This is a genomic window from Vibrio sp. 16 (genome assembly GCF_963681195.1).
In the GTDB taxonomy this organism is placed as follows: Bacteria; Pseudomonadota; Gammaproteobacteria; order Enterobacterales; family Vibrionaceae; genus Vibrio; species Vibrio sinaloensis_D.
Map to the genome: position 1 here is coordinate 2,732,838 of NZ_OY808997.1, position 23,218 is coordinate 2,756,055.

Sequence of the window (23,218 nt, forward strand, 5' to 3'; positions counted from 1 at the left end):
CAGCGCATTTAGCAGCAATTTACTGGTCTAATCAGCCAGAGGTGCGGGGCGATTTTGCAACCAAGGTAACAAAATTGGTCATATTCGAGCCATTTCCTAGGGCGATTTTGTGCTCCAACAAACAAAAAAGTCGCCACATAAGCGGCGACTTTGGGTTTTGGTAGGTGTTTTAAACAGGTTTGGCTTATACCAGCTCTGCTTTCTCTGCGATGAGTTTATCAACCACGCTTGGATCGGCGAGCGTTGAGGTATCTCCTAAGTTACTGGTATCGCCCGTCGCAATCTTACGCAGAATACGACGCATGATTTTACCTGAACGCGTCTTCGGTAGAGAGTCCGTCCAGTGCAGCACGTCTGGCGTTGCGATTGGGCCAATCTCTTTACGTACCCAGTTTTTCACTTCTGCGTGCAGTTCTGCGCTTGGAAATTCACCATCATTAAGCGTGATGTAAGCGTAGATAGCCTGACCTTTGATATCGTGTGGGATACCGACAATCGCAGCTTCGGCAATCTTATCGTGTGCAACCAGTGCTGATTCGATTTCAGCAGTACCCATGCGGTGGCCCGATACGTTTAGAACGTCATCAACACGGCCTGTGATCCAGTAGTAACCATCTTCATCACGTCGAGCGCCATCACTGGTGAAGTACATGCCTTTAAAGGTAGAGAAGTAAGTTTGTTCAAAGCGGTCATGGTCACCGTAAACCGTACGCATTTGACCTGGCCATGAATCTAGAATCACTAGGTTGCCGTCTGTTGCGCCTTCAATGATGTTACCCATGTTATCAACAAGCGCTGGCTGAACACCGAAGAATGGACGCGTTGCCGAACCTGGTTTTAGATCCGTCGCACCTGGAAGTGGGGCGATTAGGATGCCGCCAGTTTCGGTTTGCCACCAAGTGTCAACGATTGGAGAGTTTTCATTACCGATGGTCTTGTAGTACCACTCCCACGCTTCTGGGTTAATCGGTTCGCCCACTGAGCCCATGATACGTAGGCTGCTACGAGAGGTGCCTTCCACTGCTTCGTTACCTTTCGCCATTAATGCACGAATAGCGGTTGGCGCTGTGTAAAGGATATTCACTTGGTGCTTGTCGACCACTTGGCTCATACGGTTGGTGCTTGGGTAGTTTGGCACACCTTCAAATAGAATGGTCTTCGCGCCGTTTGCCAATGGACCGTAGATTAGGTAAGTGTGGCCAGTAATCCAACCCACATCTGCAGTACACCAGAAGGTTTCCCCTGGTTGGTAGTCAAAGACGTATTTGAACGTCATTGCTGCATACACTAGGTAGCCGCCTGTGGTGTGAAGTACGCCTTTTGGTTTGCCTGTTGAGCCTGACGTGTAAAGGATAAATAGCGGGTCTTCGGCTTTCATCTCTTCTGGTGGGCAGTCTGAAGAGACGTTTGCTGTCGCTTCATGCCACCAAACATCACGGTGTTCGTGCCAGTCGATGTCACCACCGGTGCGCTTCATTACGATCACTTTTTCGATGGTCTTCACTTCTGGGTTAGTCAGTGCTTCATCAACGTTTTTCTTCAGTGGTACCGCGCGACCACCACGAACGCCTTCGTCTGCGGTGATGACGACTTTCGCATCTGAATCGATGATACGGCCTGACAGGGCTTCCGGAGAGAAACCACCAAATACCACAGTGTGGACTGCGCCGATTCGAGTACAAGCAAGCATGGCAACGGCAGCTTCAGTTACCATTGGCATGTAAAGACACACCACGTCTCCTTTGCGAACGCCTTGCTCTTTCAGTGCGTTAGCAAACTGACACACTTCTTTGTGCAGTTCTTTGAAAGTGAGTGTGCTGTCATCACTTGGATCGTCACCTTCCCAAATGATGGCAACGTCATCACCCCGCTCGGCTAGGTGGCGGTCAATACAGTTAGCAGAAACATTGAGTGTGCCATCTTCAAACCAGCGGATATCAACGTGGCCTGTGTCGAAAGAGGTATTCTTTACTTTGGTGAAAGGCTTCATCCAATCGACGATTTTTCCGTGCTCGCTCCAGAAGCCGACAGGATCAGTGACCGATTGTTGGTACATAGCTTGGTAAGTATCGTTATCCGCGTGGGTATTTTTTTTGATGTTTTCTTTTACCGGATAGATATGGGCTTCACTCATTGCTTTTCTCCTTGTGCTTAATTCATTTGAATCGAGCAAGTGTCCGTTTTAAACGATAAGGTCACTCGACCCTGACGTTGTAAATTCCCTATGGCTATAACTTTCAATCACAGGCTGAGATTCGACAATTAGACTTTAGGATGAGAGAGAGACTTATGCTTAAAAATTAAGGAATTAAAACGCAAATTGAGAACTCGGTCGTATGATAATTTATCTGACGTAAGGCAAATTTAGGCTAGGAAGATCACCTTTTGTTAAGCGAACAAAGACCAAGGCTGCGGAAATCGCGTCTTGCAGAGCGTCATGTTTATCCTGTATTGGTAAGTCCAGGTGCTTGCAAATGGCATCCAGACTCAAGTCAAAATACGCATTGGGTAAATGGCGTTCGAGTTTGTCGTGATAAATCTGGCTCACTTCAATCAGCGGGTTGGGGAGGGGAAACCCAAGGTGGCGGCGACAGGCTAAATCGAGAATTTTTTTATCATAACGGATGTGATAGCCCACTAAAGGGCGATTGCCAACAAACTCGAGTAATTTAATCAGAGCCTGCTTTTCATCGAGCCCATCGACCAAATCTTGATGGCGCATTTGATGAATCTTGACTGAGCTAGAGTCCAACGATTGAGGCGCTCGTAGCCTCACTTCAAAGGGGCGGCTGGTTATGATGCGGTTATCAATAATCTTGGTGGCAGCAATGGTCACCAACTCAGCTCGATTGGGATCTAAGCTAGTGGTTTCGCAGTCTAACGATACATACTCGCCTTTTTGTAGCGTGCCAAACAGCGGGCGATAGGGCGAGCCTTTCAACTTGAGATACCAATAACGACGCTGAAGCCAGTTCATCGCGGCCTCCCTTAATCCCGTATCTGATAATGATAGCCAAGAAACTGCTTGAACTTCTTAACCACGTGAAAACTATGACGCAGCAGATCGCGCTCGGTGCGTTCAAGCTGTGTTAAATCGATTCGATTACTGCTGTGTTGATTGGCCAGCTGCTGACCAAGACGTAATTTAAAAAACAACTTGAGCGCTTCGTTAAGGTTATCGGCGGTATCATGTTCGAGAATGCGTTTGTGTCGCAATGCTTCAATACGATCAAAGGTATTGCTCTCTTCGATGCCGTATTCGAGAGCCAACGTGCGCACGCCGTGGACGATAGGAAAAATGCCGCCACTTTTTAAATCGACCCCTTGCTTGTCCTTTTTTACGTTGCCAAACAGAGTGAGGGGCAAAGAGAATTGCAACGCTGGTCGACAGAAGTCTTGCAGTGCCAACATATTGTTAAGCATCAATTCTCGAAGGTGGTGTCTTACTGGGGTAAGCAGCTCTTTGTTCCCCGCGACGGCGTGAGCATCGGTAAAGATCGCCAGATCCATCACCTGCTCAGATGAGGTGGGTTTGGACCACTTGGTGAGCACTTTTTTCCAATCCGTTTGGCTCTTGACCCATTTGGGGTTGTTGACCATGACGTTGCCGGGGCAGAGTGGGTAGCCTAGCTGTTGCAGTGTGTGCGTCAGTTGATCCATCACCTTTTCACATTGGTGCCAATGCAAACCATCTTTGATGATTAGAGCGTTGTCTTGATCGGTTTTTAGGATTTGTTCTCCACGCCCTTCTGAGCCTAGAACGACCAAACAACAGTGGTCGTGAAGGGCAGGAGGAACAATCAGTTCAAAGGCTTTTTCGATGATTTGCTCATTGACCGCAGAGATAAGCTCCATGATAAATCGGGTGCGGATGCCGTTGCTTAATAGGCTATCGACCAATTGACGTTGGCGGTTTGAGGCCATCGCCAACTCTTCTACGCTGGATGAGCGAGCGATACTCAACGTCAGGACATGGGAGTGGGTTGAGAACGCACTCAATATTTGCGTCATGTCCAACATGCCCACCGCTTCTTTGCCGTCAGCGACCATGACTCGCTTCATGCGATTTCGCGTCATTTTGATCATGGCGTTGAAGAGAAAGTCACCGTCGTCGATGTGCACCACAGGGAAAGTGGCAATGCGCCCAACGGGGGTATCTAACGGATGCTCATCGAGCATCACCGCATGCAGCATGTTAGTGCGTGTGACGATGCCATAAGGCAGATTGTGTGGGTCATCCAATAAGCGAATGTCGTCGTCATGCAGTCTGACCAATGCGGAGTCCAAGCCGTTCTCTTTTAAGGTTTTGGTGACTTCATTCAATGGTTGTTCTGGCTGCAAAATCATTGGTGGGTGGTAAATGCCACGGTCGACTTTGGTCAGGATAAACTCGGCTAAGTTTTGTTGCTGTTGTGCCGCTTCAATCAGTTCTTGCCGTTTGGCGAGGTTGGTATCGAAGTAGGCAGCAAATTGGCCGTTTTCATTATAGAGCTCAAGAAAAACCGACTTAGGTAACAAGTAGACGAGGGTATCTTCAAGGGCGACATAATGATGCTTGGCTTGCCCCTCAAATAAGGCGCGCACATCAAATAAGTCGTCATTCGCGTAGTGAGCAAAGATCTCTTGGCCATCCTCGCTTTGCTCTTCAACCGCCCCTTTGATCAATATATAGAGATGCTGACTGTCACTGTTGGCCTTCAAAATGACCTCTTTTTCGCGAAAGTAAGCCACATCTAGTGAGGCGCGCAGTGAGGTTTGTTGTTTCTCATCTAAGCGATCAAACGGTGGGGATTGCATGTTAAATTTGTCTGGCATGAGCGACCTACAAGTGTGCAAGAGACCATAGAGTAAGTGTGCCTGATCTGGTTGGATTCGCCAGACGACTTTGGTCGAATTGGGTTAAACGCTGTTTTTCAGGGCTAGCCAGTTGGACAATAAGGGAAAAGGTAATGGGAATAATCTTCCCTTTTAACTGGGGTAACAACGTGGATAATAGGGTTTCTGTTCTTTAGCAATCCGAGGTAACGATGCTGACCCCTACCCCCTACGGCTGGATATCCCAGTATTTTGTTGGTTTTTTCTTTGCGTATGGTGTCTATTTGCCGTTTTGGGCCTTGTGGTTTGAAGAGCAGGGCGTCTCTCCGACCGATATTGGTCTTTTGGTTGGTATTGGTTTCGCGACCCGCTGCGTCGCTAACTTAGTGTTGACGCCGCGACTTCATAAAGTCGAACATTTAATGCCAGCATTACGTTGGTTAAGTTTTGCCTCGTTACTCTTTATTGCATTCCATTTCTTCACTGGCGGCAGCTTCTGGATGATGGCGCTGGCGACGGTGCTATTTAATCTCTGCTGTGGTCCGGTTGTCCCGCTGTCCGATGCGATGGCGAATTACTACTCTCGCTTGAAGATGCTTGATTATGGTCGCACTCGTTTGTGGGGCTCGATTGCGTTTATTGCAGGGTCGACCGTGGTGGGCTTTTTAGTGGCTCAATATGGCAGCGATATGATTCTGTTTACCGCATTGGCGGGGATAGCAGCGGCGCTTATCTTCTCGATGCGTCGCATCAACCCAATGCCCGTAACGGAAGTTGAAGAACATACTGAAAGACCCAAGTTGATGGACTTGCTTCGTGAAGGGCCGGTCGTCAAGTTTCTTGTCTTGGTCGCATTGATTCAAGGCAGTCACGCGGCGTATTACAGTTTCAGTTCCATTTATTGGAAAGAAGCGGGCTACTCGGAAGATATTATCGGCTACTTGTGGAGCCTAGGTGTGGTCTCTGAAGTGGCAATCTTCGCACTGAGTAAGCGTTTGTTCGCAGGGTGGACACTGCGTGCGTTGTTTGTGGTGGCCGCTATTGGCGTTATTGTGCGTTGGGGCTTAACGGCATCAACGACGATACTGTTGGCGCTGGTGTTGATCCAGCTGTTGCATGGCGTGACGTTTGCGATTGGCCACATTGCCGCCATCCAATACATCCAAGATTCAGAGCCACGCAAAATGGTGGCGTTGCAGGCGCTGTATAACGCGATTCCTTTGGGCGCCTTTATTGCGTTAATGACGACGCTAAGTGGTTGGGGTTACGAGCATTGGGGGGCGAATGTCTTCTGGGCGATGGCTGCAATGGGTGTACTGGCGTTGTTTATTCGTGTTGAACCTAAGGTGAAATCGCCACGCAAGGTTATGGAGCCTGAACCACAGAATTAACCCTGTCTGATTGAGTTCAGTAGATATCCTTAGTTAAATGAAGGCTCTCCATGATGGAGGGCTTTTTTATTGATGATAAAAAGAGAATCGACGATTCGATAAGGATATCTGATGCAAGGTTGGTTGGTGATCTTAGTGTCGCTGCTGTATCTAGGGCTATTGTTTCTCATTGCCTGGTACGGTGACAAGCAGACGAAGTGGTTGGCAAAATGGCGACCATGGATTTATAGCTTGTCGATTGCGGTTTATTGTACTTCTTGGACCTTCTATGGCACGGTCGGGCAAGCGAGTAATAACCCTTGGTCTTTTCTGCCCATTTATATCGCCCCGATTATTGTGTTTACCCTCGGATGGCGAATACTTGCGCGTTTGATCATCACCGCAAAACGCGAACACATTACCTCAATCGCCGACTTTATTGCTGCCCGCTATGGTAAGTCGCAAGGGTTAGCGGTGGTCGTCACCTTAATTGCGGTCGCGGGTATCTTGCCGTACATCGCCCTTCAGTTACGCGGCATTACCATGGGGCTTGAGATCATCGCGCCAGATCTCGCGGACAATGTTTCCGGGCAAGGGTTTGATGTCTCTTGGTTTGTTGTCGCCGCATTAGCCATCTTCACTATGCTGTTTGGTACTCGTCATATTGATAACACCGAGCATCATCGCGGCATGATGATGGCCATCGCATTTGAATCTTTGCTTAAGTTAGTCGCCTTCTTAGTGGTGGGCTGCTTTATTCTCTATCTTGCGCTCAATCGCAGTGACATAGAATTGCTCGACATCGCCTCGCAAACCTATCAATCCCCTAACATCCCAACCTTGGTAATTCACACCTTGCTGACCATGATGGCGATCGTCTGTTTGCCGCGTCAATTTCATACTATGGTGGTGGAGAATGAACGAGCGCAAGACCTGCATACAGCACGTTGGTTGTTCCCTGCTTATTTGGTGTTGATGGGGCTGTTCGTTCTTCCTATTGCTTGGGTGGGGCAGAGCATGCTTTCTGGCGTCAGTGCCGACACTTATGTGATCAGTTTACCGATGGCTGTGGGGGCTCAAGACATTGCCTTACTCGCCTTCTTGGGCGGGACATCAGCGGCGAGTGGTATGGTGATCGTATCAACCATTGCGCTAGCGATTATGGTGTCGAACGATTTGGTAATGCCTCTGTTACTGCGCAGAATGCGATTGTCGCAGCGCAATCATCGTCATTTCTCAGGCTTGTTGCTGGTGATTCGTCGCGCTTTGATTTTACTCTTGTTGCTCGGCGCGTGGGGCTTTTATCAAGCTTTGGGCAATATTCACTCCTTGTCTGCGATTGGCTTTCTCTCTTTTGCTGCCATTACCCAGTTTGCGCCAGCCATCCTCGGCGGGATGTATTGGCGTCAGGGCAACCGAAAAGGCGCCTACGTTGGGCTTGGATTAGGGTTTACCATCTGGTTGATTACCCTAATGAGCCAAACCGACATGCTAGCCGGTGATGCCAGCAGCAACTTCTTATTGTGGGTCGTGACACCACCCGATCTATTAGAAAACGCCGGAATAAAAAGCTCCGATTGGGGCATTGTGCTCAGTGTGACCATCAACGCGATCAGCTATGTGTTGGTCTCTTTGGTTACTCGCTCAAGTTTGAGTGAGCGACTGCAGTCTGCCTCCTTTGTCGGTACACCGCTGCCGGAAAGTGAAAACATGAGTCTCTACCAAAGCCGAGTTACGGTCGGCGAATTGGAGATGCTTGCGTCTCGTTTTGTGGGCAGGCAGCGGGTGCGCAATGCCTTCAAGCAATATTGGATGCAGCAGCATGAAACCATGTTGCCGAATCAACAAGCGCCTTCCACCCTCATTCGCCATACAGAGCGAGTGTTGGCAGGCGTATTTGGCGCCTCGTCAGCAAAATTGGTACTTACGTCCGCTTTGCAAGGGCGCAATATGCAGTTGGAAGAGGTCGCAACCATTGTCGATGAAGCCTCTGAGCTGTATGACTTTAGTCGTGGGTTACTGCAAGGGGCGATTGAACACATTGGCCAAGGCATTGCGGTGGTTGATAAGCAGCTCAGGCTGGTGGCTTGGAACCAGCGTTATTTGGAGCTATTTACCTTTCCGACGGGATTGATTCAGGTTGGTCGGCCGATTGCGGATGTGATTCGACACAATGCACAACAAGGGCTCTGTGGTCCGGGCGATCCGGAAGAGCATGTGCGCCGCCGCGTGTATCACTTGGAGCAAGGCACGCGTCATACCTCATCACGTATTCGTCCTGATGGGCGAGTGATTGAAGTGCAAGGTAATCCGATGCCTGGTGGTGGATTCGTAATGAGCTTTACTGATATCACTGTATTTAGAGATGCAGAGCAGGCTCTAAAAGAAGCCAATGAATCCTTGGAGGAGCGTGTACACAAGCGGACTCAAGAACTGGAAAATCTCAATAAACAGCTTGTTGCTGCGACGCAACGTTCAGAGTTAGAGTCTCAATCGAAGTCTCGCTTTTTGGCTGCGGTGAGTCACGACTTAATGCAGCCGCTCAATGCTGCGCGTTTATTTGCATCGTCTTTGTCGGAAGTGGCGCAAGAAGAAGAGACCAAGAAACTCTCGCAACACATAGAGAGTGCGTTAGGTGCGGCGGAAGATTTGATTGGTGACTTGCTGGATATTTCACGTCTTGAATCTGGGAAGCTAGATGTTAACGTGCATGCCTTTGCGATCAATGATGTGCTGGCTAACCTCAATGCGGAATTTAGTGCGCTCGCTAAGCAGCAGGGGATTGATTTCGAAATGGTTCCGAGCCAGTTGATCGTTCAGTCAGACCCGAAACTGCTGCGTCGCGTGGTGCAAAACTTCTTAACCAATGCGTTTCGGTATAATCCAAAGGGTAAGGTGGTGCTTGGCGTACGTCGCGTCGATGGCCAAGCTCGGATTGAGGTTTGGGACAACGGTACGGGCATTGAGGAAGAGAAGCAGCAAGAGATCTTTGAAGAGTTTACACGCGGTAGCCAAGTGCGATCCGATCAAGGGTTGGGCTTAGGTTTAGCGATATCTAAGGGCATCGCGCATGTTCTCGGCCATCAGATTTCAATGCGCTCATGGCCGGGGCAAGGCAGTGTTTTTTCCATTACCTTAAAACGAGGATTGGAGGCGCTCGTCCAACCGCAAGCGCAACCTGCGGCCCCCGTTTCTGACTTAAGTCACTTGAAAGTGCTGTGTGTGGATAATGAAACGGACATCTTGGTCGGGATGGAGAATCTGCTCGCGCGTTGGGGCTGTGACGTACGCACTGCGACAGACATTGTAACGAGCTTGAAATCGATCGAAGACAATTGGCTTCCTGATGTGATTTTGTCGGACTATCGACTCGACAATGGTCGAACAGGCCTTGAGGTATTACAGCAGTGCCGATTGCGTCTGGGAGACAGCTTTGAAGGTGTGATCATCAGTGCTGACCGTACCAACGACATGATGGATGGCATTAAGTCGAATGGGTTTGCCTTTATACCCAAACCAGTGAAACCGTTAAAACTAAGAGCAATATTGAATCGAGTCTAAGGCTGGTTTCGGTTCTAGAATGATAAGTGCCGGTGCAGCAGATGAAAGCGCCCGCCATTGTGTGGGCGCTTTAACGCTTTGGGTTAGCCCTTATAGTTCTTTACGGCTTGGCTCAACACTTCATTCGCTACACCAGCGTCTTCTATCCCCTGCAGAACCATACCGCCGTCTTTGCCTTTGTAGTTGCTAAACCAAGTACCGACAATTTTAGATACACCATTAAACTCGCTATCCAATTGCGAAACCGACGTGATATCGGATAGTGGAGAACCTTCAGTCATGACAGCAAGTAGTTTGTCGTCTTGTTCGCCATCATCCAGCATCTTTAGTACGCCGATTAATCGAACTTCGGCGATAGAGCCTCGTGGTAAAGAGTGACCCAAGACGATGACATCAAGTGGATCTCCATCTCCGCCAAGTTCCTTCGGGAGTGCGGTGCTTGGAATCGCACCGTAGTTTGCTGGGTAGCCAAGGTAATTGACAATACGTGGTTTGCCCTTTTTGAATTCCCAAATCACTTGTGAGGTGTCGTCTTTGTTTATTTCCCACTTCTGGTTTGTACCCGTTGGAATCTCGATAATGGCATTGATCGTACCGCCAGAATTGATTGCCGGAATGGACATGAGATCGACGTTTGAAGTCAGGGTGTAAGTGTCAGTTTGAGTAACGGTGTAGTTATCTGCCGCTAGTACGGGGGAAGATGCAATAAGCAAAAAAGAAAGAAGTCGTTTTTTCATTGAATAGTCCTTTTCATAGAGTGTACGTAAATCTACGTCAGGACTATTTCAATTTTATTAACTCAACGAGAGTTCGTTATTCAGTAAATAAGGTCTCGTATTTCACAAAGGCGGTTTGAGTTTCGCCATAGTAGAGCGTGCCTTCGGCTTGAATCGCGACGCGGAGCCAACTTTCCGCTGAGGCAGGTTTGGGTAACGTAATGTACCAGTTTTGACCTGCTTGATCGGCTGAAACCATATCGATAGGTTGACCTGTTTGATCTTGGCTGTCGACCAATGAGAGTTTGATGCCCTCGAGTGGAAATTGAGACTTCAATGAGAGCTGTAGCTCAGATTGGGTGAGCTTTTCTGAACGAAACTGCACTTTAAATTCACCATTTTCCATTCCGCAAAGACCGCTGGTATATCGGCAGTTGGATTTGGCAATCAACTTATAGCTTTGCCCTTCTTTGGCTGCGTGAGGTTTCTCACTGACCGCCATATCAGCACCGAAATAGGCGATGATCGATAGAATTGGGGCGACTAATAGAGCGACTATAAAGTGCTTATTTTTGAACATCTTGGCTTCCTTGCTACAACAGACTTCGAATACGGTAACGCAAAATTTGGAATAAAAAAGCCCCAATAGGGGCTTTTGTGGTTTAGGTATTGTTATTAGTGATCAACAGCGTCGCCAGCACCTGCAGGTACACGTACGTGCTCAACTAAGTCTTTCACTTCTTGTGGTGTTTCTGCAGTCACTTTCGATACTGCGAACGCTACGATGAAGTTAAACACTGCGCCAATTGCACCAAATGCGTTTGGTTCGATGCCTAGGAACCAGTTGCTGCCCCAGCTTTCTAGGTATTTCCAATCGGCGATGAAGAGAATGCCTTTGTGCTGGAATACGTAGAACAGAGTGATACTGATACCTGCAATCATACCGGCGATCGCACCTTCTTTGTTGATGCCTTTACTGAAGATACCCATCATCAGTGCCGGGAAGATGGACGATGCGGCGAGACCAAAGGCCAGTGCTACCGTACCTGCTGCAAAGCCTGGTGGGTTGAGGCCAAGATAACCAGCCACCGCAATCGCCACCGCCATGGAGATCCGACTGGCGAGCAGCTCTTTCTTCTCAGATATATTCGGATTAATAACACCTTTGATTAAGTCATGGGATATCGCGGACGAGATAGCCAGCAATAAACCTGCTGCCGTTGATAGTGCGGCTGCTAGACCGCCGGCTGCCACTAGAGCGATTACCCAGTTTGGTAGCTTCGCAATCTCAGGGTTAGCCAGTACCATTATGTCACGGTCAACTTTTAGCTCGTTGGTTGCTGCGCTAGAAGTGTATTGGATGTTGCCATCGCCGTTCTTATCTTCGAATCCAAGTAGACCTGTTTTCTCCCAGTTCTTGAACCAGTCTGGACGCTCATCGTAAGCAAGGTGCTGACCTGGCGCTGGATTCACTGTATCCATTAGGTTTAGACGAGCCATTGCAGATACTGCTGGAGCCGTTGTGTATAGGATAGCGATAAAGACTAGAGCCCAACCTGCTGATGTACGTGCGTCGCGTACCTTAGGTACCGTGAAGAAACGGATAATTACGTGTGGTAGACCTGCTGTACCGATCATCAGTGACATGGTGTAAACGAACATGTTCAGCGTGTCGCCACGGACTTGCGTGGTGTATTCACTAAAGCCGAGTTCGGTCACCACTTGGTCGAGCCTATCGAGTAGATAAACATCGGTGCCTTGTATGGTACTACCCAAGCCAAGTTGAGGCAGTGGGTTACCCGTCAGTTGCAGAGAGATAAAGATTGCAGGGATAGTGTAAGCTAAAATGAGTACGCAATATTGAGCAATCTGCGTGTAGGTAATGCCTTTCATGCCGCCCATTACTGCGTACATGAATACGATACACATACCGATCAGAAGACCCGTTGAGTAATCCACTTCTAGGAAACGACCGAATGCAACACCTACGCCTTTCATCTGACCGATAACGTACGTGACCGATGCGATGATAAGACACACAACCGCAACGATACGTGCCGCGTTTGAGTAGAAACGCTCACCTACGAACTCTGGTACAGTAAACTTGCCGAACTTACGTAGGTAAGGCGCAAGTAGTAGTGCGAGAAGTACGTAACCGCCTGTCCAACCCATTAGGAATACAGAGCCGCCGTAACCCATAAAGGCAATCAGACCTGCCATTGAGATAAACGATGCTGCAGACATCCAGTCAGCTGCGGTTGCCATGCCGTTAGCGATAGGGTTTACACCACCGCCTGCAACATAGAACTCTTTAGTTGAACCAGCACGTGCCCAAATCGCAATACCGATGTAGAGGATAAAGGTCGCACCAACAACGAGGTAAGTGATAGTTTTCAAATCCATCTGAGTTACTCCTTACTCATCTACGCCGAATTCACGGTCAATTTGGCGCATTTTCCACGCGTAGTAGAAAATAATACCTAGGAAGGTATAGATAGAGCCTTGCTGAGCAAACCAGAAGCCTAGCTTGTAACCACCTAGTTGAAATTGATTAAGTACGTCGACAAATAAGATGCCGCAGCCAAAAGAAACGACAAACCAAACCACCATTAGGTTGATCATCAGTTTTACGTTTTTGTCCCAATAGGCTTTGGCTTTATCCTGACTTTCAAACGCCATTGCCGCCTCCTTACGATTGGTTTTGTTGTTAAGAAAATGTTTCAATATCTACATTAGCAAGGGTGGGGCAAGAACTCTTTTCAACTTTAGTCGGGGCGTATAAAACAAAAAACGCCTAAAAATTAGGCGCTTAAATAGTTCTGGTAAGAAACTGTGATGTTAATGTTGTGTTAAATTAGCCAAAAGTCTAATGTTTGCTGGTCTATTCAGCGGAAAATTATCCACCGAGATAGAAATCTTTAATTCCCATCAGCAGATTATTCACGGCCACCGCGGCCAAAATAAGCCCCATCACCCGACTAATAATCGCAGCGCCGACATTGCCAATCCATTTCTGAATATGAGTCGCCCCCAGTAGTAAAAGCAACGTAATCAGTAGCACCACAATCATCACGGCTGCGGTCAACCCTTGGTCGATCAGCGAATAGCGATGGTTGTCAGTAAGCATCACGATCGCCATCATCGCACCCGGTGATGCAATCGATGGAATAGCGAGTGGGTAAACCGCTAGATCAGCGAGATCGGAATGGCTGATTTCCTCACTGAGTTTTGTCTCTTGTTCAGGTTTAGACTCACCAAAAATCATGGTCAGTGCAAATAGCAACAGTACCAGCCCTCCCGCTGCTTGGAAGGCGGGTAAAGGGATTTGCATGGCCTCAAGTAAAAGCTGACCCACGACAAGGAAAAATAACAGCACCCCAGTGGCGATGCCCACCGCTTTTAACGCAACAAGTCTGCGCTGCTTAGCGGTTAAGTGATGAGTTTGTGATAGGTAGACAGGGACGGAGCCGACCGGATCAATCACGGCCCACAAAACGACGAATTGAGTGATTAAGACACTTAGCAAGAGATGTACTCCCAGAGTTAGTGAACAGAGGGGTAAATCAGATTGTTGCCTGACTCCGAGAGTTTAGCAAAGTTTACTATTAAAAAGTGTCAGGTTGGCGTCAGTTAAGCTTCAGATTCAAGCTGCTGAAGTAGAATGACAGCTTGAGTTCGGTTTTTTACCCCTAACTTCCTAAATATCGCCGTCATATGGGCTTTAATGGTCGCCTCTGAGACATTTAATTCATACGCAATCTGCTTATTGAGCAGGCCATCAGATAGCATTCCGAGGACTTTGTATTGCTGAGGCGTTAAGGTGGCAATTTTCTGAGCCAAATCGTTGCATGCCGCATTGTTGGTGATCGAGCCTTCAGGGAAGAAGGGTTCACCATTGAGTACTTGATTTAGTGCGCTAACGAGCTCACGCATGTCACTTGATTTTGGAATAAAGCCAAACGCGCCATGGCTTTTCACTTGGGTGACAACCGACGGCTCTTCACTGGCAGACACCACCACAATAGGCAGATCTGGGTACTCGGCTCTCAGATGAATTAAGCCAGACATGCCATTCGCGCCAGGCATCTTGAGATCAAGCAGCAGAAGATCAGGCTCCTCTTCACGAGCGAGTACGGCAAGCAGAGCATCTAAGGAATCCGCTTCGAGCAAGTTCGCGCCGCTGACCGCCATGTGAACGGATTGAAACAGCGCATTTCGAAATAGCGGGTGATCGTCAGCGATGATGATGTTGTAGGTCGAATCCATGACGTTAAGCACTTATAACAATTTGGTTAACAGAATTATTGTCACCTTTAGCAATGTGGACAATGTTTATGCACTAAAAGTCTGAACTGTATCGGGTTTTATTAGAAAAATTGCATATAGATAAGCGAATTGCGTTTTGGAACTATAGCCGCGTCAACGTTCGCGGCAGGTTATAAGGCGTTTGGCTTATGGGTAACCTAAAGCTCATCTAGCGATAGTAAGGCTGGAAAGAGATGGTATGAGTCGTCGCGCCTTGAGTCTTCAAGGCGCGATATAAATGGTGCTTATAGGTTATGGGTGACCAAATGCTCTAAGAAAGGTTCGGCTCGCATAAAGCCGGTGACGCGTGCATTGCTGACGGCATTTCCGTTTGCGTCCCAGAAATCGATAGTGGGTAGGCCTAACACGTTCATTTCTTTGAGCAGCTCAATATCTTGCGGTGTGTTCTTAGTGACATCTGCTTGAAGGAGAACAAAACCTTGCAACTTGCTTTCAACATCTGGCTGGTGGAAAGTGTACTTCTCAAACTCTTTACAGGCGACACACCAATCAGCGTAGAAGTCGAGCATCACCGGTTTACCCGCTTGTTTGGCGAGAGCGAGTTGCTGATTCAACTCGACGACATTGTTGATTCGCTGAAATTCAATGGTCGACAGCACTTGCTGTTCACTATGATTGCCAAACCAATAATTGAGCGCCGGTTGGGCGGACGCAAACAAGCCCAGAACGGCAATAATACCGACCGTACTCTGCTTCCAACCGCCAAACTCTAAACTGTTCTTAATATGGTAAAGCCAACCGAATGCCGCGATACCCAGTGCCGACCACAAGCCTGTTGCCCATGCTTCCGGCAAGATGCGCTCAAGCAAGAAGATTGGCGCAGCAAGTAACACGAACCCAAATAGCGTTTTCACGCGATCCATCCAGTTGCCTGCTTTTGGTAGCAGTTTATTACCAAACACGGCAACCAACATAAGTGGAATGCCCATCCCGAGCGCAAGTGCGTAGAGCGCCACACCACCGGTGAGCAAATCGCCGCTTTGAGCTACGTAAAGAAGTGCGCCCGACAGTGGGGCGGTGGTGCAAGGTGAACAAACTAGCCCAGAAATCGCCCCCATAGTAAAGACGCCCCAAGAGCTTCCGCCTTGCTGCTTGTTGCTGAGGTTGTTGAGCCAAGTTTGTGCACTACTTGGCAGCTGAATGGTGTATAAGCCAAACATCGACAGCGCCAGCGCGACAAACAATACGCTCAAGCCAATCAAGACATAAGGGTGCTGCATGGCGGCTTGGAACTGCAAGCCTGCGGAGGCGACCACTAAACCGAGCAAGGTGTAGGTCAGCGCCATCCCTTGCACATAAATAAAGGCTAAGCCAAGTGCGCGTCGGTGGCTAAGCTTGCCGCTACCTAACACGATGCTGGTTAAAATAGGGTACATAGGCAAGACACAAGGCGTAAAAGCCAAACCCACACCAAGGGCAAGAAACAGCAGTGGTGTCCACCAACTGTCGCTAAGTTTGGCTGCTAGACTTGTTTCCTTAGACTGTGGTGCGCTCTCTTTGCTTGGAGTATTGATGGCGTCGGCTTTAGTGCCACTTTGCGCTGGGATGACATTAGACGCAGAGTCAAACTCAAAGCTGGTGACATCAATCACCCGTGTCTCTGGTGGGTAACAAAACCCCGCTTTTGCGCAGCCTTGATATTGGATAATCAAACGCGCCCCAGGTTGGTAATCGGCTAAGTTAATTTCAGCAAAAAGTGGTGTGGTGTAAATGTTTACATCGCCGAAAAACTCATCTTTGTAGGGCTCCCCATCACGCATCTCAACCTGGGCGACATTGACATTCTCTCCCGTGACGGAAATACGATGCTGATACAGGTAGTAGTCGGGTTTTACCTGCCAATCGAGGAAGACACGATTACCTTGTTGGTAGAAATTAAACGGAAAGGCTTCATCGACAGGAACAAACGTATTGCTGTTGTTTGCAAAACTCGGACTGGAGTTGGAATTGCCAAAGAGCGCCAATGCAGGTGCAGAAACGACCGTAAAACAGAGAATAAGCAGTGATAAGGCGAAGCGCATAAATTCGTCACTTGAGTAAAATTTGGTTTATTTTAACTCAATAAGACAGGGAAGGGCGGCAATTAGTTTCATCGATAAGAAAATTACTATCAGTGATGATGTTGGGCTAGGTTTTCGCCTAGCCCGAAATCTTATGCGACGCCAAGTCGAGTGCGAACCACGCGCTCACATGCGTCGATGTTGTCGGTGTCTTTCGGGATCACCAATACCGTGTCGTTACCGCCAACGGTACCTAGGATCTCGGTATGCGGATCAATATCGACTAAGCGAGCCACTAACTGGGCGCTGCCTGGGTGTGTCTTGACCACCACCATGGCTTGGTTGTGGGTAATGAACTCTATTTGCGAAGATATCGAGGATTCGACGCGCACGGGGGCGGTCTCTACCGTAATGCAGTAGACTTTTTTGCCACACGCATTTTGCACTTTAACGACACCCAACTGTGACAACAAGCGTGACACAGTCGATTGGCTGATGCCTTCGAAACCAATGTTAATTAAGGCTTCACGCAGTTCGTTTTGAGTGGCAAAACTCTGTTGTTGTAGCAAGCGCTTACAAGCCGCTGTCAGGGTTTTATCTTCGGTATAATCGATGTTCATAGGGTTTAGAGTTTCACTCATGGGAACTCCTCAGGTGACGTACGGATAAATCGTCCATGTAAACTTAGGCACTCCATTCTCCCTTCTGTGCCCAACGCTTGAGCGGTCACTCTATCGTGGTGACTTAGTTGAATATGGAGCCAGTTTACCACCAAAGATAGTACGGCTTTGTGAATGGGATCGCCAAATAAAAAACTAAGTAAAATCTTGATTTTTGGTGATTTGTTCTGAATGGATTGGATATTTATCCTATTGGTTGAATAAATATCCAACGAATCAAAGGGCTACAGATGGTAGCCCTTGAAAAGTGAGCTTAACGTGCTTCGGCCATGATTTCGCGTGAGAATACTTTTTCACAGTAGTGACATTTCAGGTGCACGTTTTCCTGTTTTTGTTGAACTTTAAAGCGGCTTTCTACCGGTTCACCATGAGAAATACAGTTGCTGTTCGGGCAGACAAACACACTTTCAATGCTATCTGGTAGCGTTAAGTTCAGCTTGCTTACCACCTTGTACTCTTCGATTTGATTAACCGTCGCTTTTGGTGCGTAGAGTGCCAGTTGACTTGCTTGTTCTTTGGTTAAGTAGGTGTTCTCAATCTTGATCAGATCTTTTGCGCCCAAGGCTGAAGATGGCAAGTTAAGACCAATCGTTATGCGCTGATTCGCTTTGTGCATTTTGAACAGCTTGAGCACTTTGATACCAACGTGCGCAGGAATATGGTCAATCACAGAGCCGTTGCGGATTGCTTCTACTTGTAGTTGAGTTTCTTTCACCATGATGTCTCTCCTGCTGATTAAATGTTTTCGTTAAGAACTAGGGCAAGTAATGCTTCGCGGGCGTAGACGCCGTTTTCTGCTTGTTCGAAGTAGTAAGCATGCTTGGTTTTATCGACATCGACAGTGATCTCGTCAACACGTGGTAGAGGGTGAAGCACTTTTAGATTGTCGCGCGCGCCTTCAAGAGTGGCGGCGGTTAAGATGAACGCAGACTTCATGTGCGCGTACTCAGATTCATCAAAACGCTCTTTTTGTACGCGAGTCATGTATAAAACATCCAGCTCTGGCACCACTTCTTCAATGTTGTTGTGCATGCTGAACTTGATGCCTGCTTCTTCAAGCTCTTCACAAATGTATTCTGGCATGGCCAGTGCGTCTGGTGCGATAAAGAAGAAACGCACATTGTCGAATTTCGCTAGCGCTTGAGTAAGAGAGTGTACGGTGCGGCCGTATTTCAAATCACCGACAAAAGCGACGTTGAGGTTGTCTAAAGTGCCTTGCGTTTCATGGATAGAGAACAGGTCGAGCAGCGTTTGAGTCGGGTGTTGGTTTGCTCCGTCACCGCCGTTAACAATCGGCACGCCATTAGAAAACTCAGAAGCAAGACGCGCTGCCCCTTCTTGTGGGTGACGCATCACAAACGCATCCACATACGATGAGATAACTTGAACCGAGTCCGCCAATGTCTCGCCTTTTTTGGCCAGAGACGTGTTACCACCGTTGTCAAAACCGATTACGCTGCCACCCAAACGCTCAACTGCCGTTTCAAACGATAGGCGAGTACGCGTTGAAGGCTCAAAGAAGCAGCTGGCTACTACTTTGTTTTTCAGCAATTCAGGATTGGGTTCTGCCTTTAATCTTGCTGCGGTATCGACGATAAGCTCTAGCTCTTTGCGGCTGAGCTCTGGGATGGAGATGATGTGCTTTTTAAACAATGAATGCGCCATAACAGTGTGTCCTTGTCTCAAATCAAACGTAAATTACAGACAAAAAAAAGCCCCCTAAAATAGGAGGCTTTAAAATAGAATCAATGGAGAAAATGAAACAGACAACGATCCCGATTCTGGGCGCGTTTGGTAACAACAATTTGTTGTCAGTGGCTGTGTCATTTTTGCTACTCCTTAGACAAATTGCGGAGGATTATACGCACAAAAAAACGCCTTGCAAGCGTTTGCGAAAAGTATCCAAAAATTGGATTTTTATGCGAATTTCGCATATTTTCGCTTCGTTTTCTCAGTCATTGTGAGAACTTGCTTGAAGGCGTTTGGGTCGCTATTTTGTTTCAATCTGTGTGAAAAAAAATGCGGACTTTATTCATGGAGTGATAACTCTAATCCTGCCGTCCGCATTTCCCTGCAGATTAGTCGCCTAGAGTAGCAACCATTACAGCTTTGATGGTGTGCATGCGGTTTTCTGCTTCGTCGAATACGATAGAGTGTTTAGACTCAACCACTTCGTCTGTTACTTCCACACCGTCTTTCAGTTGTGGGTATTCCGCCGCAAGCTGTTTACCAACTGTTGTGTCTTCACCGTGGAATGCTGGTAGGCAGTGCATGAATTTCACATGTGGGTTGCCTGTTGCTTTTAGCATGTCCATGTTGACTTGGTAAGGCATCATTAGGTTGATACGCTCAGCCCATGCTTCTTTCGCTTCGCCCATCGATACCCATACGTCAGTGTATAGGTAGTCACAGCCTTGAACGCCTTCTTGAACGTCTTCAGTTAGAGTGATCTTCGCACCTGTTTCTTCTGCGATTTCGCGACATGTTGCTACTAGCTCTTCTTCTGGCCAGAATGCTTTTGGTGCGACTAGACGAATGTCCATGCCCATTTTCGCTGCGCCAACCATGAGTGAGTTACCCATGTTGTTGCGCGCATCACCTAGGTAAGCAAACTTCATCTCGTGTAGCTGTTTACCACGGCCGTGTTCCATCATAGTTAGGAAGTCAGCTAGGATTTGAGTTGGGTGGAATTCGTCTGTTAGGCCGTTCCATACTGGCACGCCAGCGTAAGCGCCTAGCTCTTCAACGATTTCTTGACCGAAACCACGGTACTCGATGCCGTCATACATGCGGCCAAGAACGCGTGCTGTATCTTTCATTGACTCTTTGTGACCGATTTGAGAACCCGATGGTCCTAAGTAAGAAACTTGAGCGCCTTGGTCAAATGCTGCAACTTCAAATGCACAACGTGTACGAGTTGATGTTTTCTCGAAGATTAGGGCAATGTTTTTGCCTTTTAGACGAGGTTGCTCATAGCCGTTGTATTTCGCTTTTTTCAGCTCCGCTGATAGATCCAAGAAGTGTTGGATTTCACGTGGAGTAAAGTCTAGTAGTTTTAGGAAGTTACGGTTGCGTAGGTTGAAAGCCATGATGTTTTCCTTCTTAGGGTTTTAGCGCTCTCTTATTGCAGGGAAAGAGGTAAGAAAACGCAGAAATTAATAGTGTTTGTTGCTTTAAGTTTTGCCACAGTGGGGAGCGAGGCATGAGTGTCATGATTCAACGAGGGTCGACCTCTCGATGTCTCGCTCCAGCTATGGGGTAATAATTCGTTTAGCCTTTCGTGATATTGGTGCCCGCGGTGCCTTGAAGGATGCGTAAACCATCTTCCAAAGAGCCGATACCGACCACTTTTCCGCCTTGCTTGATGAACTCGCACGAGGCTTCGATTTTTGGTCCCATGGAACCTGCATCAAACTCGTATTTCGCTAGCTCAGTTGGCGTTGTGCCGCGCAGTGCGTGTTGTGTTGGTTTGCCCCAATCTAGATAAACAGCATCAGCGTCAGTCAGGATAAGCAGTGCATCCGCATCAAGCTGTTTCGCGAGGAACGCAGCAGACATGTCTTTATCGATTACCGCTTCAACACCCACCAGTTTGCCGTTTTCGCGCTTCACTGGGATGCCGCCGCCGCCAGTACAAATCACCAAGTGGCCTTGTTCGATAAGCGCAGTGATCGCTTCGTGCTCGATGATGCCTGTTGGTTGTGGGCTAGGAACCACGCGGCGGAAGTGCTTGCCGTCTGGCTTGATGGTCCAGTGGTATTTCTCAGCCAGTTCACGCGCTTCGGCTTCTTCGTAAATTGGGCCAATTGGCTTCGTTGGGTCCGCGAATGCTGGGTCGTTTGGATCCACGGTCATTTGCGTTAGCATGCAAGTTGCATTGACGTTCGGCATTTGGTTTTTGAACTCTTGCATGAGCATGTAACCGATCATGCCTTGCGTTTCGCTGCCTAGTACATCAAGTGGGTAAGGAGCGACTTTTTTGTATTCCAAACCTTGCAGTGCCAATAAGCCAACTTGTGGGCCGTTACCATGAACAAGTACCACGTTGTACTCTTGGGCGATTTCAGAAATGGTCTTAACCGCGATTTCGATATTGTGGCGTTGTACCTCTGCTTCTAATGGCTCACCGCGACGAAGTAGAGCGTTACCACCTAGTGCTACAACAACTGTTTGTTTTGTCATGTTGAAAATCTCTCTGCAGGGGGCGAGAGCCAGAACTCTCGCCTTTTAATCACTTACTTAGATGCCGTCACGTTCGATTGGGCAGCTCATGCAGCGAGCGCCGCCGCGACCACGACCTAGCTCATCACCTGGGATAGGTAGAACTGTGATGCCTGCTTTATCGTATTTTTCGTTGGTGTAAGTGTTGCCTTCGTAGCCAATAACAACGCCTGGTTTCACGGTTAGAACGTTGTTTGCATCGTTCCACTGTTCACGTTCTGCGTGGAAGTTGTCACCACCTGTTGTGATTAGGTTTAGCTTGTCTACGCCCAGCGCTTTCTCGATAGCGGTAACGAAGTAGCCTTCTTCTTTCACGTTGACAGCGCCAGACTCATCGCCAGTTAGGCTCCAGCATTTCACATCTTTGCGAACCACTTCTGGGTAAACCGAGAAGGTGTCTTCGTTCATGTGTGTCATTACTGTGTCTAAGTGCATGCAAGAGCGGTGTTTTGGTAGCTCCATTGCGATGATTTGTTTCGCTTGACCATGTTTGAATAGGCTAGATGCCAAGTGCTCAACACCTTGAGCCGTTGTACGCTCAGACATACCGATAAGAACAGTGCCACGACCGATAACAAGAACGTCACCGCCTTCGATAGTTGAGTTGTCGTAGTTAATGCTCTCTTCATCGCCGAAGTACTTAATGAAGTCTTGGCCAGCGAATGTTGGGTGCCAGCGGTAGATTGCGCGAACATGGTTTGTTTCGCGTTGACGCGCCGGTTTCGCCATTGGGTTGATTGATACACCGCCGTAAACCCAGCAAGACGTATCGCGAGTGAATAGGTGGTTTGGTAGAGGTTCAATAATGAAGTCTGTTGGCGCATGTAGGCCTTGCATCATTGAAGAAGACTTCATTGGCATCTCTGCGTAAGAAAGGCCACCCGTTAGAATTTTTGCTAGCTCTAGGTTTGGAAGGTCACCTAGGTAGCAACGAACGTCATTGGCGAATGTTTTACCCAAACGGTAGTCTGATACTTGGCGGTTTAGTAACCATTCTTTCGCTTCTGGCACGGCTAGCGTATCGGCTAGTAGGTCAGTAAGAAGAAGAACTTCAACACCTTGATCGCGTAGAGTTTGAGTAAATACGTCATGTTCTTTACCTGCACGCTCTACTGCCAACACGTCATCAAATAGCAGATCGTGACAGTTAGATGGTGTTAGGTGAGTCAGAGCTCGTCTAGGGCGGTGAACAAGAACGCGACGTAATTGACCGATTTCAGAACCTACGTAAAACTTACTCATGATCGTATCTCTCTTATTTTTAATTAGCTTTTAAATAAAGCTAATATTTAATTTGTAGGGAAAAGAAGCGTGAATTTATTTATTCACTTATTTGTTCTGGAATTAATATTACGCCTCTCTGGGGAGGAATCTTAGAGATCGCTCACAATTCATTTTTTATGCTCAAAGCCTCGTATTTAAAGGGTTTTAACAATATCTATGCACTTGTTATTTCGCTGTGAATACCCTAATCACGCATTATTTTAGGAAGTTTATGCATGAAATATTCACCAAGGTTTGTTGTTAGG

Annotated in this window: 18 protein-coding genes; 2 read left to right on the forward strand and 16 right to left on the reverse strand. The window is 47.8% G+C overall.

Translation table 11 applies throughout. The annotated features are described in order from the left end of the window. Positions 1 to 184: 184 nt before the first annotated feature. The 3 genes from acs to U9J37_RS12565 all read right to left on the reverse strand — a co-directional run bounded on the left by acs (position 185) and on the right by U9J37_RS12565 (position 4,815). Positions 185 to 2,134 carry an acetate--CoA ligase gene (acs, locus tag U9J37_RS12555; protein ID WP_005470946.1) on the reverse strand — a complete coding sequence of 650 codons (1,950 nt, stop codon included), beginning with the start codon at positions 2,132 to 2,134 and terminating at the stop codon, positions 185 to 187. Positions 2,135 to 2,344: 210 nt separating this feature from the next. Then, complete coding sequence (locus tag U9J37_RS12560; RefSeq protein WP_005470988.1) at positions 2,345 to 2,977, reverse strand: 3'-5' exonuclease; 633 nt, start codon at positions 2,975 to 2,977, stop codon at positions 2,345 to 2,347. 11 nt (positions 2,978 to 2,988) lie between these two features. Next, positions 2,989 to 4,815 (reverse strand): DUF294 nucleotidyltransferase-like domain-containing protein, encoded by a 1,827-nt coding sequence (locus U9J37_RS12565; RefSeq protein ID WP_005470896.1) that lies wholly within the window; start codon positions 4,813 to 4,815, stop codon positions 2,989 to 2,991. A gap of 212 nt (positions 4,816 to 5,027) precedes the next feature. Here U9J37_RS12565 and U9J37_RS12570 point away from each other — a divergent pair, with 212 nt between their 5' ends. Continuing rightward, positions 5,028 to 6,206 (forward strand): 3-phenylpropionate MFS transporter, encoded by a 1,179-nt coding sequence (locus U9J37_RS12570; protein WP_005471069.1) that lies wholly within the window; start codon positions 5,028 to 5,030, stop codon positions 6,204 to 6,206. 111 nt (positions 6,207 to 6,317) lie between these two features. After that, positions 6,318 to 9,746, forward strand: a complete 3,429-nt coding sequence (locus U9J37_RS12575; protein WP_005470927.1) for a hybrid sensor histidine kinase/response regulator — start codon at positions 6,318 to 6,320, stop codon at positions 9,744 to 9,746. Positions 9,747 to 9,829: 83 nt separating this feature from the next. On the opposite strand, the gene U9J37_RS12580 is transcribed toward U9J37_RS12575, so the two are convergent. The 13 genes from U9J37_RS12580 to arcA form a co-directional block, all read right to left on the reverse strand. Next, on the reverse strand, positions 9,830 to 10,483 hold the full coding sequence (locus tag U9J37_RS12580) for an inorganic diphosphatase (RefSeq protein ID WP_005471144.1): 654 nt from the start codon (positions 10,481 to 10,483) through the stop codon (positions 9,830 to 9,832). A gap of 76 nt (positions 10,484 to 10,559) precedes the next feature. Beyond that, complete coding sequence (locus tag U9J37_RS12585; RefSeq protein WP_005470962.1) at positions 10,560 to 11,042, reverse strand: hypothetical protein; 483 nt, start codon at positions 11,040 to 11,042, stop codon at positions 10,560 to 10,562. Between the two features lie 95 nt (positions 11,043 to 11,137). Beyond that, a complete protein-coding gene (locus U9J37_RS12590; protein WP_005471090.1) occupies positions 11,138 to 12,865 on the reverse strand; it encodes a sodium:solute symporter family protein in 1,728 nt (575 codons plus the stop codon). A gap of 12 nt (positions 12,866 to 12,877) precedes the next feature. After that, positions 12,878 to 13,141, reverse strand: coding sequence for a DUF4212 domain-containing protein (locus U9J37_RS12595; RefSeq protein WP_005470918.1), 264 nt, complete (start codon positions 13,139 to 13,141; stop codon positions 12,878 to 12,880). A 217-nt stretch (positions 13,142 to 13,358) separates the two neighbouring features. After that, entirely contained in the window at positions 13,359 to 13,988 is a 630-nt protein-coding gene (locus U9J37_RS12600) for a MarC family protein (RefSeq protein ID WP_039473089.1), read from the reverse strand. Between the two features lie 104 nt (positions 13,989 to 14,092). After that, the gene (locus U9J37_RS12605; protein WP_005471143.1) at positions 14,093 to 14,728 is read right to left on the reverse strand and encodes a response regulator transcription factor; all 636 of its coding nucleotides are present in this window, start codon (positions 14,726 to 14,728) and stop codon (positions 14,093 to 14,095) included. A 284-nt stretch (positions 14,729 to 15,012) separates the two neighbouring features. After that, positions 15,013 to 16,809, reverse strand: a complete 1,797-nt coding sequence (locus U9J37_RS12610; protein ID WP_005471109.1) for a protein-disulfide reductase DsbD — start codon at positions 16,807 to 16,809, stop codon at positions 15,013 to 15,015. Positions 16,810 to 16,940: 131 nt separating this feature from the next. Further along, positions 16,941 to 17,429, reverse strand: a complete 489-nt coding sequence (locus U9J37_RS12615; protein ID WP_005471135.1) for an arginine repressor — start codon at positions 17,427 to 17,429, stop codon at positions 16,941 to 16,943. 292 nt (positions 17,430 to 17,721) lie between these two features. Beyond that, the gene (gene pyrI, locus U9J37_RS12620) at positions 17,722 to 18,186 is read right to left on the reverse strand and encodes an aspartate carbamoyltransferase regulatory subunit (RefSeq protein ID WP_005471151.1); all 465 of its coding nucleotides are present in this window, start codon (positions 18,184 to 18,186) and stop codon (positions 17,722 to 17,724) included. 17 nt (positions 18,187 to 18,203) lie between these two features. Next, complete coding sequence (gene pyrB / locus U9J37_RS12625; protein ID WP_005470974.1) at positions 18,204 to 19,133, reverse strand: aspartate carbamoyltransferase; 930 nt, start codon at positions 19,131 to 19,133, stop codon at positions 18,204 to 18,206. A 413-nt stretch (positions 19,134 to 19,546) separates the two neighbouring features. Beyond that, positions 19,547 to 20,557 carry an ornithine carbamoyltransferase gene (locus U9J37_RS12630; protein ID WP_005470961.1) on the reverse strand — a complete coding sequence of 337 codons (1,011 nt, stop codon included), beginning with the start codon at positions 20,555 to 20,557 and terminating at the stop codon, positions 19,547 to 19,549. 181 nt (positions 20,558 to 20,738) lie between these two features. Further along, positions 20,739 to 21,650 (reverse strand): carbamate kinase, encoded by a 912-nt coding sequence (gene arcC, locus U9J37_RS12635; protein ID WP_005471046.1) that lies wholly within the window; start codon positions 21,648 to 21,650, stop codon positions 20,739 to 20,741. 57 nt (positions 21,651 to 21,707) lie between these two features. Continuing rightward, positions 21,708 to 22,931: an arginine deiminase gene (arcA, locus tag U9J37_RS12640; protein WP_005470929.1), complete on the reverse strand. Its 1,224-nt coding sequence runs from the start codon at positions 22,929 to 22,931 to the stop codon at positions 21,708 to 21,710. Between the last annotated feature and the right edge of the window lie 287 nt (positions 22,932 to 23,218).